Annotated in this window: 14 protein-coding genes; 12 read left to right on the top strand and 2 right to left on the bottom strand. The window is 58.7% G+C overall.

Features of this window, described 5'->3' with window-relative positions:
* Positions 1-173: 173 nt before the first annotated feature.
* Genes ACVBEG_RS18885 through ACVBEG_RS18875 form a run of 3 tightly spaced genes read left to right on the top strand, consistent with a single transcriptional unit; the run spans position 174 to position 3,384 of the window.
* Positions 174-1,793 (top strand): xanthine dehydrogenase family protein molybdopterin-binding subunit, encoded by a 1,620-nt coding sequence (locus tag ACVBEG_RS18885; protein WP_416194642.1) that lies wholly within the window; start codon positions 174-176, stop codon positions 1,791-1,793.
* Positions 1,793-2,779, top strand: coding sequence for an XdhC family protein (locus ACVBEG_RS18880; RefSeq protein WP_447108186.1), 987 nt, complete (start codon positions 1,793-1,795; stop codon positions 2,777-2,779). Before ACVBEG_RS18885 ends, ACVBEG_RS18880 begins: the two co-directional genes overlap by 1 nt.
* Positions 2,776-3,384, top strand: a complete 609-nt coding sequence (locus tag ACVBEG_RS18875) for a nucleotidyltransferase family protein (RefSeq protein ID WP_322217403.1) — start codon at positions 2,776-2,778, stop codon at positions 3,382-3,384. Before ACVBEG_RS18880 ends, ACVBEG_RS18875 begins: the two co-directional genes overlap by 4 nt.
* Positions 3,385-3,496: 112 nt before the next feature.
* Here ACVBEG_RS18875 and rne read toward each other — a convergent pair whose 3' ends face one another.
* Positions 3,497-6,694 carry a ribonuclease E gene (gene rne / locus ACVBEG_RS18870; RefSeq protein ID WP_323565952.1) on the bottom strand — a complete coding sequence of 1,066 codons (3,198 nt, stop codon included), beginning with the start codon at positions 6,692-6,694 and terminating at the stop codon, positions 3,497-3,499.
* 709 nt (positions 6,695-7,403) lie between these two features.
* On the opposite strand from rne, the gene rluC reads away from it, so the two are divergent.
* From rluC to sppA, 3 genes are read left to right on the top strand one after another with little or no spacing between them, the layout of a single operon-like run.
* On the top strand, positions 7,404-8,360 hold the full coding sequence (gene rluC / locus ACVBEG_RS18865) for a 23S rRNA pseudouridine(955/2504/2580) synthase RluC (RefSeq protein ID WP_447108185.1): 957 nt from the start codon (positions 7,404-7,406) through the stop codon (positions 8,358-8,360).
* Positions 8,350-9,006, top strand: coding sequence for an HAD-IA family hydrolase (locus ACVBEG_RS18860; protein WP_322180840.1), 657 nt, complete (start codon positions 8,350-8,352; stop codon positions 9,004-9,006). The genes rluC and ACVBEG_RS18860 overlap by 11 nt, the downstream gene beginning before the upstream one ends.
* A 19-nt stretch (positions 9,007-9,025) precedes the next feature.
* A complete protein-coding gene (sppA, locus tag ACVBEG_RS18855; protein ID WP_447108184.1) occupies positions 9,026-10,018 on the top strand; it encodes a signal peptide peptidase SppA in 993 nt (330 codons plus the stop codon).
* A 60-nt stretch (positions 10,019-10,078) separates the two neighbouring features.
* Here the strand turns inward: sppA and ACVBEG_RS18850 are convergent, their stop codons facing one another.
* The gene (locus tag ACVBEG_RS18850; protein ID WP_447108183.1) at positions 10,079-10,657 is read right to left on the bottom strand and encodes a Maf family protein; all 579 of its coding nucleotides are present in this window, start codon (positions 10,655-10,657) and stop codon (positions 10,079-10,081) included.
* Positions 10,658-10,902: 245 nt separating this feature from the next.
* Here ACVBEG_RS18850 and ACVBEG_RS18845 point away from each other — a divergent pair, with 245 nt between their 5' ends.
* The 6 genes from ACVBEG_RS18845 to acpP all read left to right on the top strand — a co-directional run bounded on the left by ACVBEG_RS18845 (position 10,903) and on the right by acpP (position 14,912).
* On the top strand, positions 10,903-11,430 hold the full coding sequence (locus ACVBEG_RS18845; RefSeq protein ID WP_219061630.1) for a YceD family protein: 528 nt from the start codon (positions 10,903-10,905) through the stop codon (positions 11,428-11,430).
* A 13-nt stretch (positions 11,431-11,443) separates the two neighbouring features.
* Positions 11,444-11,626 (top strand): 50S ribosomal protein L32, encoded by a 183-nt coding sequence (gene rpmF / locus ACVBEG_RS18840; protein WP_219061629.1) that lies wholly within the window; start codon positions 11,444-11,446, stop codon positions 11,624-11,626.
* Positions 11,627-11,630: 4 nt separating this feature from the next.
* Positions 11,631-12,638 carry a phosphate acyltransferase PlsX gene (gene plsX / locus ACVBEG_RS18835; RefSeq protein WP_322180833.1) on the top strand — a complete coding sequence of 336 codons (1,008 nt, stop codon included), beginning with the start codon at positions 11,631-11,633 and terminating at the stop codon, positions 12,636-12,638.
* A 146-nt stretch (positions 12,639-12,784) separates the two neighbouring features.
* A complete protein-coding gene (fabD, locus tag ACVBEG_RS18830) occupies positions 12,785-13,723 on the top strand; it encodes an ACP S-malonyltransferase (RefSeq protein WP_322180831.1) in 939 nt (312 codons plus the stop codon).
* A gap of 15 nt (positions 13,724-13,738) precedes the next feature.
* Positions 13,739-14,482 carry a 3-oxoacyl-ACP reductase FabG gene (fabG, locus tag ACVBEG_RS18825; protein WP_322180829.1) on the top strand — a complete coding sequence of 248 codons (744 nt, stop codon included), beginning with the start codon at positions 13,739-13,741 and terminating at the stop codon, positions 14,480-14,482.
* A gap of 193 nt (positions 14,483-14,675) precedes the next feature.
* On the top strand, positions 14,676-14,912 hold the full coding sequence (gene acpP, locus ACVBEG_RS18820) for an acyl carrier protein (RefSeq protein WP_219061625.1): 237 nt from the start codon (positions 14,676-14,678) through the stop codon (positions 14,910-14,912).
* Positions 14,913-14,936: the final 24 nt, after the last annotated feature.

The following is a 14,936-nucleotide window of genomic DNA, read 5'->3' as shown; positions in this document are numbered from 1 at the left end:
ATGGCGAGTTGGCCACGGCGGCCGGTGCATTGGCCGTGCCTGCCCGTGACAGCTTGCGCCTCAAGCAGCCTTCCGAGTTCCGTTATATCGGTAAGGAAGCAACGCGCGCCCTCGATGGTGATGACATCGTCAATGGCCGGGCGATTTATGGCGCTGATGTGCATTTCGACGGCATGCTCTACGCCACCATTGCGCGGCCACGGGTGTATGGCGGCAAGGTTAAATCCGTTGACTCCAGCGCTGCCCTGAAAGTGCCCGGTGTGATCAAAGTCATGGAAATCGAGAGCAGCCCGCTGCCTTCCGAGTTCCAGCCGCTGGGCGGTGTGGCGGTGATCGCCAGCAACACCTGGGCTGCGATCAAAGGCCGTGATGCGCTGAAAATCGAGTGGGATGATGGCGTCAACGCCAGTTACGACTCGGTCGCTTACCGCAAGGAAATTGAAGCTGCCGCGCAGAAATCAGGCAAAGTGGTCCGCAGCACGGGTGATATCGACGCCGCCCTGAGCAAGGCTCATAGCACGCTCGACGCTTCGTATTACTTGCCGCATCTGGCGCAATCGCCGATGGAGCCGATGGTTGCCATTGCCCGTTTCCAGGATGGCGTATGCGAAGCCTGGGCACCGAGCCAGGCGCCGCAAGTGACCCGCACGCGGATCGCGGACCGTCTGGGCATCCACTTCGACAAGGTCACGGTCAATGTCACCCTGCTGGGCGGCGGTTTCGGGCGCAAGTCGAAACCGGACTTCGTGATCGAAGCGGCGATCCTTGCCAAAGCCATGCCCGGTAAAGCGGTGCGGGTCCAATGGACGCGGGAAGACGATGTTCATAACTCTTACTTCCACACGGTGTCGGCGGAATACCTCAAGGCCAGCCTCGATAAGGACGGCATGCCGTCTGGCTGGTTGCACCGCACCGTAGCGCCGAGCATCACCGCGCTGTTTGCGCCGGGGGTCAAGAACGAAGGTGCGTTCGAACTGGGCATGGGCTTCACCAACATGCCGTACGCAATCCCCAATGTCCGCCTGGAAAACCCCGAGGCCGTGGCGCATACCCGTGTGGGCTGGTACCGCTCGGTATCGAACATCCCCCACGGGTTTGCGGTGCAGAGCTTTATCGATGAACTGGCAGCCAAAGCGAAGCAAGACCCCTTGAAGTACCAGCTCAAACTCCTGGGCCCGGATCGGCAGATCGATCCACGTACCCTCAGTGAAGAGTGGAATTACGGTGAATCGCCAGAGCGTTACCCGATTGATACCGCGCGCTTGCGTGCAGTGATCGAGCGGGCCGCCAAGGAAGCCGATTGGGGGCGTAAATTGCCCAAGGGCCGTGGCCTTGGCCTGGCCGCGCATTACAGCTTCGTCACCTATGTGGCGGCAGTGATCGAGGTCGAGGTCAAGGATGACGGGACCTTGATCGTGCACAAAGCCGACATCGCCGTGGATTGCGGGCCGCAGATCAACCCGGAGCGGATTCGCTCGCAGTTCGAAGGTGCTTGCGTGATGGGCCTGGGCAACGCAGTGCTGGGGGAAATCAGCTTTAAGGACGGCAAGGTTCAGCAGGACAACTTCCACATGTACGAAGTTGCGCGCATGTCGCTGGCGCCCAAGCACGTCGCCGTGCATCTGGTGACGCCTGCCGGTGAGGTGCCGTTGGGCGGTGTTGGCGAGCCAGGTGTACCGCCGATTGCGCCGGCCTTGTGCAACGCGATCTTCGCCGCCACAGGCCAACGGATCCGCAGCCTGCCGATTCGCTATCAGCTCAACGGCTGGCAGGCGAAACAGGCCAAAGTCTGATGGACAGCGTTGACCTGAATGTCCTGCGCAGCGTGCTCGAATGGCGCCGCGCGGGGCATCGCGTGCTGTTGTACAGCGTGGTGCAGACCTGGGGCAGCGCGCCTCGGCCACCCGGCGCGATGCTGGCCTTGCGCGAAGACGGCATAGTCATCGGCTCCGTATCGGGTGGCTGCATCGAGGACGACCTGATCGCGCGCTTGCAGGAGGGGCGTGTACACGCCAGTAATGGCGTGCACCTGGTGACCTATGGCGTGACCCGCGAAGAGGCCGCCCGATTTGGTCTGCCGTGCGGCGGCACGCTGCGTTTGGCCGAAGAGTGGGTCGGCGATGTGCAGTGGGTTGCCGACGTATTGCAGCGCTGCGGGGATCACCAGATCGTCGCTCGCGAGCTGAATCTGCAGTCTGGCGCTGTCAGCCTGCACCCGGCCAGTCGTGAAGAGGGGGTGACGTTCGATGGGCAGACCCTGCGCACAATCTATGGGCCGCGCTGGCGTTTGATGTTGATTGGCGCGGGGCAATTGTCGCGGTATGTCGCCGAGATCGCCCGTCTGCTGGATTTCGACGTGCTGATCTGTGATCCGCGCAAAGAATTTGCCTACGGTTGGGAGGATCAGCAAGCGCGCTTCGTGCCCGGAATGCCGGATGATGCCGTGTTGACCATCGAGCCCGACGAGCGCACCGCCATCGTTGCCCTGACCCATGACCCGCGCCTGGATGATATGGCCCTGCTCACGGCATTGAGTTCCAACGCGTTCTACGTGGGCGCGCTTGGGTCGAGGGCCACCAGCCAGAAGCGTCGGGAAAATCTTGCTCAACTGGGCATGGATGCTGAGATTATCGGACGTTTGCATGGGCCTGTCGGTCTGCACATTGGCAGCCATACCCCCGCAGAAATCGCGCTGTCATTGATGGCAGAGATCGTGGCCCTTAAAAACGGCATTCCCTTGAAGCAGAAAAAACCCCTCAGCGCAGAGACGGCGCATTGAGCACAACCCTGTGTGCTGTGGTGCTTGCCGCAGGGCAGGGCAGTCGCTATCGGGCCGTTGCCGGTGCGGATCAAGATAAGTTACTGGCTCCGTGTGTCGGGCGCGACGGAATTGTGCGCCCGGTGCTTGAGCAGGTGTTGCTGAACTTGCAAGCGGCTGTGGATAAAGGGGCTGTGGATAACTGTGTGCTACTGACCCGTCCCGAGCGTCTTGAGGTCATTGAGCTGGGACTGCGTTATGGCTGCCAGGTGGAGTTGCTGGCGTCAGGCGGTATGGGCGACAGCATCGCGGCGGCGGTTACCGCTCAGCCCGATCATCGTGGTTGGCTGGTTGTGTTGGGGGATATGCCATTTATCTTGCCCGACACCCTGGTTCGGGTGATTGGCTCGCTGGAAGAAGGGTCCGTCAGTGTGCCGGTCAGCGCTGGAGAATACGGTCATCCCGTAGCATTCGGCCGTCAGTTTTGCCTGCCGTTGATGGCATTGGCGGGCGAGCGGGGCGCAAGACGCTTGTTTCAGGCTGGGCGGGTGCGGGAAGTGCCGGTCGACGACCCCGGCGTGCTGTGGGACGTCGATACACCTGCATCGTTGGTGTTCACGCCTTGATTGACTGATGTGCCTGGATTACCACCTTCGCGTCCGCTGGGTAAACCCGTTTCGCAGGCATGAAAAAGCCCCCATCTGCTCGCGCAGGTGGGGGCTTTTTCATCAGCCGGGATTAAGCGAGCGGTTTAGGCTCTTTGCTTTCTTCCAGTACTTCAGGGTGCTGCTTCACAACGTCTTCAATCGAACGCAGGTTCTCATCGATGACCGGCACTTGTTCGGTGCTTTCAACGTGCTGGGTCGATTCGATTTCAGCAACGACTGGAGCCGGTTCTACAGCGACAACCTGTGGAGCGTTGGCAGCTGCTTCTTCAGCTTCTTTCAGCAGACGCTCGGCTTCACGCTTGCGACGACGCACTTCGCGAGGATCGTTCGGCGCACGGCCAGTGCTGCTGACTGGAAGAGCCGGGGCTTCTTCAGCGATGGCTTCAACCACTGCTTCAGGTGCTGGTTCGGCTTTGACTTCCGGAGCAGGCGTCACGGGTTCGGCGATGACAGGTTCAGCGACGGCCGGCGCAGCAGGTGCTTCGGTCGGCAGTGCTGACGATTCAGTTGCCTGAACCTCTTCCTGAACAGGCGCTACGGGTGCTTTGTGGTACGACGCTGCGTGCTCGACGACCGGTGCGCTGAACAGTTCAGCCTGAGCGGCTGCTGGTTGTTCAACCGGTGCTGGGGGCTCTTCGCGTGGTACTACAGCCTGGACTTCAACGTCCGGAGCGGCTTCTGCTGCGCTCGGTGCAACGTCTGCGGCCTGCGCTTCAACCACTGGGGTCTCGACGGCTGGCGCATCGCTTGCTTCTACTGCGGCAGTGGCGCGTTCAGCCTGACGGTGTGCATCGGCTTCGGCCGGTGCGCTGATCACGCTGCTGGCAACGGCGGCAGTGACTGCCAGACCGGCAGCCAGATCGGAGGTGGTTTCTTCGGTGGTGCTTTCTTCAGCGCCTTCCGAACCTTCGATCACATTGCCGTTGGCATCACGTTGACGCTCGCGACGGTTGCTGCGACGACGCTGACCACGTGAACGACGACGAGGGCGATCACCTTCGGTGTCATCCTGATTGTCATCCTGCAACAGCTCTTCGTTAGGCAGCACTTCTTCTTCGCTGACAGCTACGGCCTGTTCGGCACGTGGCTGACGCTCTTCACGCGGTGCACGCGGTTGGCGTTCTTCACGCGGTGCGCGCTCAGGACGCTCTTCGCTACGGACTTCAACTGGAGCAACAGCATCCAGAGGCTCGCGCAGTTCGCGGACCGGACGCTCTTCGCGTGGCTTGCGATCTTCACGTGGCGCACGTGGAGCGCGTTCTTCACGAGGCGGGCGAGGTGCGCGCTCTTCGCGAGGGGCTGTAGTCTCTTCGCGCACTTCACGCACTTCACGTGGCGCACGTTCTTCACGAGGGGCACGCTCTTCGCGCGGTGCGCGTTCTTCACGGGCCTCGCGAGGGGCGCGTTCTTCGCGTGGTTTGCGTTCTTCATCGCGGCGGCCAGTGCGGCTGCGGCTCTGCTGACGACCGTTACGGCGCTCTTCGGTGCGAGCAGGACGTTCAGCAGCGGCTGGTTTTTCGACCACGACCGGTGCTGCAGGCTCTTCCTTGGTGGCGAACAGGCTGACCAGCGACTTCACCAGACCTTTGAACAGGCTTGGTTCGTGAGCAACGGGAGCAGGTGTCGGTGCAACGGCAACGGCTTCAACCGGCATCGGCGCGTTGGCGCGCGGCGGAGCGGTTTTGACTGCAGCTTCCTGGCGAACCAGGGTGCGGGTCGCGGCCGGGGCTGGCGGCACTTCTTCCACTTCAGCGGCAGCCGCAGCGATTTCGTAGCTGGACTGGTTGGTGTGGGCTTCCGGGCTGTCATCACGCAGACGCTGCACTTCGAAGTGCGGCGTTTCGAGGTGATCGTTCGGCAGGATGACGATGCGAGCACGAGTACGCAGTTCGATCTTGGTGATCGAGTTGCGTTTTTCGTTGAGCAGGAACGCCGCCACCGGGATTGGCACCTGAGCGCGAACTTCTGCAGTGCGATCTTTCAGGGCTTCTTCTTCGATCAGGCGCAGGATTGCCAGCGACAGCGATTCAACATCACGAATGATGCCGGTGCCGTTGCAACGAGGGCAAACGATGCCGCTGCTTTCGCCCAGCGATGGACGCAGGCGCTGACGGGACATTTCCAGCAAGCCGAAACGCGAGATGCGACCCACCTGGACGCGGGCACGGTCTTGTTCCAGGCTTTCGCGGACTTTCTCTTCCACGGCGCGCTGGTTCTTGGCTGGCGTCATGTCGATGAAGTCGATGACGATCAGGCCGCCGATATCACGCAGACGCAACTGGCGGGCGATTTCTTCAGCCGCTTCCAGGTTGGTTTGCAGTGCGGTTTCTTCGATGTCGCTGCCTTTAGTGGCGCGCGCCGAGTTGATGTCGATGGACACCAGAGCTTCGGTCGGATCGATGACGATGGAGCCACCGGAAGGCAATTCGACGACCCGCTGGAAAGCGGTCTCGATCTGGCTTTCGATCTGGAAACGGTTGAACAGCGGTACGCTGTCTTCGTAGAGCTTGATCTTGCTGGCGTACTGCGGCATCACCTGGCGGATAAAGGTCAGGGCTTCTTCCTGAGCTTCAACGCTGTCGATCAGCACTTCGCCGATGTCCTGGCGCAGGTAATCGCGGATGGCGCGGATGATGACGTTGCTTTCCTGATAGATCAGGAACGGCGCGGAACGATCAAGCGACGCTTCTTTGATAGCGGTCCAGAGTTGCAGCAGGTAGTCGAGGTCCCACTGCATTTCTTCGCTGCTGCGGCCAAGGCCGGCAGTGCGCACGATCAAGCCCATGTCGGCCGGAGCGATCAGGCCATTCAGCGCTTCACGCAATTCATTGCGTTCTTCGCCTTCGATGCGGCGCGAAATGCCGCCGGCACGCGGGTTGTTCGGCATCAGCACCAGGTAACGACCGGCCAGGCTGATGAAGGTGGTCAGGGCTGCGCCCTTGTTGCCACGTTCTTCTTTTTCGACCTGAACGATAACTTCCTGGCCTTCGGTCAGGACGTCCTTGATGTTGACGCGGCCTTCAGGTGCTTTCTTGAAGTATTCGCGGGAGATTTCTTTGAGTGGCAGGAAGCCATGGCGCTCAGAGCCAAAATCGACAAAGGCAGCCTCGAGGCTTGGTTCGATGCGAGTAATCCGGCCTTTATAGATGTTGGCCTTCTTCTGCTCGCGCGCACCTGATTCGATGTCCAGGTCGTAGAGGCGTTGGCCATCTACCAGTGCAACACGCAACTCTTCGGGTTGGGTTGCGTTAATCAGCATTCTTTTCATGTAGTACCGTCGGTTTCCGGGCTGCCGGAAACGGCGTTCGGCACACACGACTTCTCACGGTCGGTGTCAGGGCGCGTCAGGAGTGGTTGGCCACTCCGTGTCTAACGAGTTTCGACCAGAGGGGTCGGAGTCGCGACGACGTTTCCTGCTTGCTGTGGTGACAAAAGACACCCTGTCAGCAAAAGCTTTGTCAGGAGGAGGAATCAACCATCGGCAGCGGACGATATGAAGCGTCTTGAATAAAGCCTAGTGCTACACGGTCCGATGGTTGTGCGTCTCCACCCCGCACGTATCCCTGATAATTCGGGTGCTGCCGCGCGCAGAATCCGCAACGGGTTGGCATTTACCGCGGTCTTCGATAGGGAAGATCGCGCATCATTGCTAGAGGCTTTATTTCCGAAGCATTCGCCTGAGTGTCTGCAAACGACTGCACTTTGTGAACTGGCCGTGAATATGGGCTCCGAAGGCGAGTGATAACTCTGCGATCTGGCTTGTTTCAGGCCTCATGTCACCTGCGCTCGTTACGTTTCCAGACCTTCCGTTATCCAGCGAAAGCCCCGTCGGACGGCCTTGCGTCCTTGTAATTGCGATGGTCAGGGCCGGTGGTTATACCGTTTGTCCGCTGGCCAGGCCGCTTTTGGCGACGTTCGCGACTATAACAGTAATCATTAAGTGCTTCAAATCCATAAAAATTGTTATGATTTGCCGCATGACGAATATTGCCCCCCCAACCTCCGGCGTCCAGCTGGTTGAGGTTGCGCCGGAACTTGCCGGTCAACGCATCGATAACTTTCTATTCACCTATCTCAAGGGCGTTCCCAAGACCTTGATTTATCGCATTTTGCGCAAAGGCGAAGTGCGGGTGAACAAAGGTCGGATCAAACCTGAGTACAAGCTGAAAGGTGGCGACATCATTCGCGTCCCGCCTTTGCGCCTGCCTGAGCGTGACGAACCCGTGCCTGTGGCTCAGGGGCTGTTACAGCGCCTGGAGGCGGCCATTGTCTACGAAGACAAGGCGCTGATCGTGCTGAACAAGCCTGCCGGCATCGCTGTGCATGGCGGTAGCGGTCTGAATTACGGGGTGATCGAAGCCTTTCGTCAGATGCGTCCGGACGCCAAGGAGCTGGAGCTGGTCCATCGGCTCGATCGGGACACGTCTGGCCTGCTGATGATTGCAAAAAAACGCAGCATGCTCCGTCATCTGCATGAAGCATTGCGCGGTGATGGTGTTGATAAACGTTATATGGCCTTGGTCCGTGGCCACTGGGAGACGACTCAGAAGCGCGTAAACGCACCATTGCTCAAGAGTAACCTGCGGTCCGGCGAGCGCATGGTCGAGGTCAACGATGAGGGCAAGGAGGCGCTGACGATTTTCAAGGTGCTGCGTCGCTTCGGTGATTTTGCCACCATGATCGAGGCTAAACCCGTCACCGGGCGTACGCACCAGATTCGTGTCCACACCTTGCACGCCGGACATTGCATCGCAGGCGACACCAAATACGGCGATGAAGACTTCAGTCGTGAAATTCGTGATCTGGGCGGCAAGCGCCTGTTCTTGCACGCCTACATGCTGACCGTGCCGTTGCCCGACGGTGGTGAGCTGAAGCTGCAAGCGCCAGTCGATGACATGTGGGCCAAAACCGTGGAGCGTTTGAGTGCGCCCTGATTATAAATTGCTGATTTTCGATTGGGACGGCACGCTGGCCGATTCCATTGGTCGTATCGTCGAGGCAATGCGTACTGCGGCGCATCTTAGTGATCTGGCCGCGCGCGATGATTTTTCGATCAAGGGCATCATTGGTCTGGGTTTGCCTGAAGCGATTCGCACGTTGTACCCCGAAATTTCTCCGAGCCTGATGACAGCTTTTCGTGATCACTATGCGCAAAGTTATATCGCGCTGGAGGCCGAGCCTTCGCCGTTGTTCGCGGGTGTCGTGCAGTCGCTCGAGGCGTTTCGTGTTCAGGGGTATCAGCTTGCAGTTGCCACGGGGAAGTCGCGCCGTGGCCTGGACCGGGTGCTGAGCGCGCATGGTTGGGAGGATTACTTCGAGATCACGCGTGCCGCCGATGAGACCGCGAGCAAGCCGGACCCTTTGATGCTGCACGAGATCCTTCGGCACTGCGACGTCGCACCCGAGGAAGCGCTGATGATCGGCGATTCATCGTTTGATTTATTGATGGCGCGTAACGCTGGCATGGATTCGGTGGCGGTGGGTTACGGTGCGCAAACACTGGCATCGCTGCGCGAATTCGAGCCGCGTCTGGCTATCGAGAGTTTTCCAGAGTTGCACGCCTGGTTGGGCGCGCGCTGATTTTTTAGGGTGATTGAACATGTCGGACGAATGGAAAGGCAGCAAGGCTGAAGTCGAGGGCGGTAGTTCCGACGACAAAAGCTGGAAACTGCTGGAAAAGACCTTGTTGGCCGGTGTGCAAGAGCAGCGCCGCTCACGACGCTGGGGCATTTTCTTCAAGCTGCTGACATTCGCTTATCTCATTGGTGCGTTGATGTTGTTTACGCCGCTGATGGGTGTCGAAAAAGGTGTTTCTCGCGGGAAGAACCATACTGCGTTGATTGAAGTGCGGGGGATGATCGCGGACAAGGAAACGGCCAGCGCCGATAACATCGTTGGCAGTCTGCGTACGGCATTCGAGGATTCGAAGACCAAGGGCGTGATCCTGCGTATCAACAGTCCAGGCGGCAGCCCGGTACAGTCCGGCTACATCTATGACGAAATACGTCGGCTGCGCGCCGAGAAGCCGGATATCAAGGTTTATGCGGTCATCACCGATCTCGGCGCTTCGGGTGCTTATTACATTGCCAGTGCCGCCGACCAGATCTATGCCGACAAGGCGAGTCTCGTGGGTTCCATTGGGGTGACGGCGGCCGGCTTCGGTTTCGTCGGGATCATGGACAAGCTGGGCGTTGATCGTCGTACCTACACGTCGGGCGAGCACAAGGCGTTCCTTGATCCGTTCCAGCCACAGAAGGCTGATGAAACTCAATTCTGGCAAGGCGTGCTGGACACCACTCATCGCCAGTTCATCGCCAGCGTCAAGCAGGGTCGCGGTGATCGCCTGAAGGACAAGGACCATCCCGAGTTGTTCTCCGGGTTGGTGTGGACCGGTGAGCAGGCGCAACAGCTAGGCCTGGTTGATGGTCTCGGCAGTGCCAGCTATGTGGCGCGTGAGATCATCGGTGAGAAGGAAATAGTCGATTACACCATCGAAGAGTCATCGTTTGATCGCTTCTCCAAGAAGCTGGGTGTCAGCATGGCTAACCAGATAGCGATGTGGATGGGCTTCCAGGGGCCGTCGTTGCGTTAACGAAATCAGCGGTACGTGCAAAGAAGCCCGGCCATTGGTCGGGCTTCTTCATTTCAACGATTAAGGAATCGCGATCCCTTCCATCAGTAGCATGTCGATCAGGCGAATCAAGGGCAGGCCGATCAGGCTGGTAGCGTCGCTGCCTTCGGTGCTGCGAAACAGGCTTACACCCAACCCTTCGGCCTTGAAGCTTCCTGCGCAATCGTAGGGCTGCTCGGCGCGCAGATAGCGCTCAAGGCTGGCCTGATCCAGATCGCGCATGTGGACGGTGAACGGCACGCAATCGACCTGGCAGTGGCCTGTACGGCTGTTGAGCAGTGCCAGGCCGGTCAGAAACGTCACGCTGGCGCCGCGGGCTGCTGACAGCTGCTCCAGGGCGCGTTCGAACGTGTGGGGTTTGCCTAGAATCTGGCCGTTGAGGGCCGCGACCTGATCCGAGCCTATGATCAGGTGGTCTGGGTGGCTGTCGGCAAGCGCCAGCGCCTTTTCTCGAGCCAGGCGCTGAACCAGTTCGATCGCGGGCTCTTCAGGTCGGCGGCTTTCATCGATATCAGGTGAGCAGCAGGTGAACGGCAGGCGCAGGCGAGCCAGTAATTCACGGCGGTAGGGCGAGCTCGATGCGAGTAGCAGGGGCGGCATGCTGTTCTCCGAAAGGTGAAAGGTCATTCTAGTCAGCACTCAATATTGAGCTTTCAGTCTGCTGAAACGTAGCGAGCGAAGGCAAGGCAAGGCGAGAGCAGGCGAGAATGCGGAGTTTACGGGCTGTAAATGAGCATTTCGAGCCTGCTCTCAACGCAGCATTGCCGAGTGCAGTAGTTTCAACAGATTGAAAGGCCTGAATTTCCTTTGACAGAGGGAGGGCTCGTCCCTAGAATGCTGCGCCTATGTTGAATGACCCGATTCCACCTCACGTTGACCCGCGCAAATTAGCTGATCGTGGCACTACTCTTCAGGGAGAAGTACTGCTGGCTGATTTGGAGAGACTCTGCGACCCGCTTTCCGATAACCTCGGTACGGTGCAGGCTAAATTCATTTTTGAGCGAGACGAGCGCAGATCTGTGGTCATCCACAGTTCCATCGACGCCGAGGTCAAAATGGTTTGCCAGCGTTGTCTTGAGCTGGTCACCCTGCCGATCCATAGCGAATGCAGTTACGCTGTGGTGAAAGAGGGTGCGAATACCCAGTCGTTACCGAAAGGTTATGACGTGCTGGAACTGGGCGAAGATCCATTGGATCTGCTGGCATTGATCGAGGAGGAGCTGTTGCTCGCCTTGCCCATTGTGCCTGCTCATCATCCGGAAGAATGCCAGCAGCCGGCGGACCTTAACGAGTCCGAGCCGAGCGTGGACGAGGTAACGCGGTCCAACCCGTTCAGTGTATTGGCGCAGTTAAAGCGTGACCCAAACGTTTAGGAGTTAATCAATTATGGCTGTTCAGCAGAACAAAAAATCCCGCTCTGCCCGTGACATGCGTCGTTCGCACGACGCTCTTGTGGCAAGCACTCTGTCTGTAGAAAAAACCACAGGTGAAATTCACCTGCGTCACCACGTATCGCCGGAAGGTGTTTATCGTGGTCGCAAAGTGATCGACAAGGGCGCTGACGAGTAATTTCTTGTCCGCTCCGATCATCGCGATTGACGCAATGGGTGGGGACTTCGGTCCCCGCAGCATTGTGCAGGCCAGTATCGCTTGTTTGTTCGCTACGCCCTCGCTGCACCTGACCCTCGTCGGTCAAGCCCCCCTTCTTGAAGAATTGATTGCTCGCCATTCCGGTGTGGATCGCTCACGTCTGCGTGTTGTAAACGCCAGCGAAGTGATCGCCATGGATGAGCGGCCTTCGCAGGCTTTGCGCAGTAAGCCTGATTCGTCGATGCGGGTGGCGTTGGGGTTGTTGGCCGAGGGCCAGGTTCAGGCTTGTGTGAGTGCGGGTAATACCGGGGCGCTGATGGCGCTGTCACGCTTTGTGCTCAAGACTTTGCCAGGCATTGATCGACCCGCGATGATCGCAGCCATCCCGACTCAGCGTGGTTATTGCCAGTTGCTGGACCTGGGAGCAAATGTCGATTGCAGTGCCGAAAACCTCTATCAGTTCGCCGTCATGGGTGCTGTCGCGGCTGAGGCCTTGGGTGTTCCCCGGCCTCGGGTGGCGTTGCTCAATATTGGCACCGAAGACATCAAGGGTAATCAGCAGGTCAAATTGGCGGCTACTCTGCTTCAGGCTGCGCCGGGTTTGAACTACATCGGCTTCGTCGAAGGTGATGGGGTGTACCGTGGCGAGGCTGATGTTGTGGTGTGCGACGGTTTTGTCGGTAATATCCTGCTCAAGTCAAGCGAGGGGCTGGCGACAATGATCGGCGCACGGATCGAATCGCTGTTCCAGCAGAATGTATTTACAAGGGTGGTGGGTGCTTTAGCGTTGCCCATGCTCAAGCGTTTGCGGGCCGACCTGGCGCCTGCACGGCATAATGGCGCGAGTTTTTTGGGTTTGCAGGGCATTGTCGTGAAAAGCCACGGCGCCGCAGGCGTGCAAGGCTTCCAGAGCGCGATTCAACGAGCGCTGATCGAAATACAGGAAAACCTCCCGCAACGCTTGGGTGGGCGTCTTGAGGGGCTGCTTTAGGCTGTCTCCGGGCGCGAGTTGCGCAAATGTGACGCTGGTGACTGGTCAGTCATCCAACTGTCCATTCACGGACAGTTAATTTTGAGTTTCGCGCCTGGCCTGGCCGGGCGTCAATTTTCGACGACAAATCATTAGGGGCTTGATCAATGTCTGCATCCCTCGCATTCGTCTTTCCGGGTCAAGGATCGCAGTCCCTCGGCATGCTCGCCGAGCAGGGCGCTCAGCACAAACTGATCCTCGAGACCTTCAGTGAAGCTTCCGAAGCCTTGGGTTACGACCTCTGGGCGCTGACCCAGCAAGGGCCGGAAGAACAACTCAATCAAACCGATAAAACCCAGCCTGCGATCCTGACAGCCTCTGTGGCGCTGTGGCGCCTGTGGTTGTCTGAAAGCGCTTTGCGCCCTGCGTATGTCGCCGGGCACAGCCTGGGTGAATACAGCGCGCTGGTAGCGGCAGGCAGCCTGACCTTGAGCGATGCGGTCAAGTTGGTGGAGCGTCGGGGTCAGTTGATGCAACAGGCTGTGCCTGCGGGCCAGGGCGGTATGGCTGCCATTCTGGGGCTGGACGATGCCGATGTGCTGGCGGCGTGCGCCGAGGCTGCCCAGGGCGATGTCGTCAGCGCGGTGAATTTCAATTCGCCGGGCCAGGTCGTGATCGCCGGTTCTGCCGCCGCTGTCGAACGTGCCATTGAGGCCTGCAAGGCCCGTGGCGCCAAGCGTGCATTGCCACTGCCTGTGAGTGTGCCGTCACATTGCGAATTGATGCGTCCGGCCGCTGAGCGCTTCGCCGAATCCATCGCGGCGATTGCCTGGCAGACACCGCAGATCAAGCTGGTACAGAATGTCAGCGCGTCATCGGTGGCCGACCTCGATACCCTCAAGCGCGATCTGTTAGAACAATTGTACAAACCTGTGCGTTGGGTCGAATCTATCCAGTTCCTGGCAGCCCATGGCGCGACCCGGTTGGTCGAGTGCGGGCCGGGAAAAGTGTTGGCGGGTTTGAATAAGCGCTGCGCCGAAGGTGTGACAACCTACAACCTCAATACCCCAGACGCCTTCGCCGCCACCCGTGCGGCATTGGCCTGATTAGGAGAAGCTTGCATGAACCTGCAAGGTAAAGTTGCACTGGTCACCGGTGCGAGCCGCGGTATTGGCCAAGCCATTGCTCTTGAGTTGGGACGTAACGGTGCGACCGTGGTCGGGACGGCAACGTCCGAGTCCGGCGCCGAGCGTATCAGTGCGACCTTCAAGGAAAACGGCATTGAAGGCTTCGGGCTGGCGCTCGATGTCTGCAGCGATGCGTCGGTCAGTGCGACACTGGCATTGATTCAGGAACGCGTTGGCGCCCCGTTGATTCTGGTCAACAACGCCGGTATCACCCGTGACAACCTGATGATGCGAATGAAAGATGACGAATGGCATGACGTTGTCGACACCAACCTGAACAGTCTATTTCGGTTGTCCAAGGGTGTTTTGCGTGGCATGACCAAGGCTCGTTGGGGTCGAATTATCAGTATTGGTTCGGTAGTGGGTGCCATGGGCAACGCAGGCCAAGTAAACTATGCGGCTGCGAAAGCTGGTCTGGAAGGTTTCAGCCGGGCCCTGGCCCGTGAAGTCGGTTCGCGTGCGGTCACCGTGAACGCGGTTGCGCCTGGTTTTATCGATACTGATATGACTCGCGAGCTGCCAGAAGCGCAACGTGACGCATTGATTACCCAGATTCCTTTGGGACGTTTGGGGCAGGCGCAAGAGATCGCACACGTGGTCGCTTTTCTTGCATCTGAAGGTGCGGCCTACGTTACCGGGGCTACAATCCCGGTGAATGGCGGCATGTACATGAGTTGAATGTGACGGATCGCTTCAAAAAAATGTCATACGGGCGGTCTAAAATCCGTTATAAAGCTGCAATCTATTAATAGGCGGAAGGCGGGTGTGGTTACAGAGGATGAGCATTGAGCTTGAAATGCGTAAAACCTCTTCGATACACTTACCCACCGGCCAGCTGCCTGAATTTGTCCACTAGGAGTTAAAACAAGGTATGAGCACCATCGAAGAGCGCGTCAAGAAAATCGTTATGGAGCAACTTGGCGTCAAGGCAGAGGAAGTGACAAATGCTGCTTCTTTCGTTGAAGACCTGGGCGCTGACTCCCTTGATACCGTGGAGCTGGTGATGGCTCTGGAAGAGGAATTCGAGACCGAAATTCCTGACGAAGAAGCCGAAAAAATCACTACCGTTCAAGCAGCTATCGACTACGTTACTGCCCACCAGGCGTAATGGTTTGTAGTCGTCGCTTGCTGT

This window comes from Pseudomonas sp. GG8 (assembly GCF_052976945.1).
The sequence above is the reverse complement of the archived record's forward strand: the minus strand, read 5'-3'. Positions and strand labels throughout refer to the sequence as shown.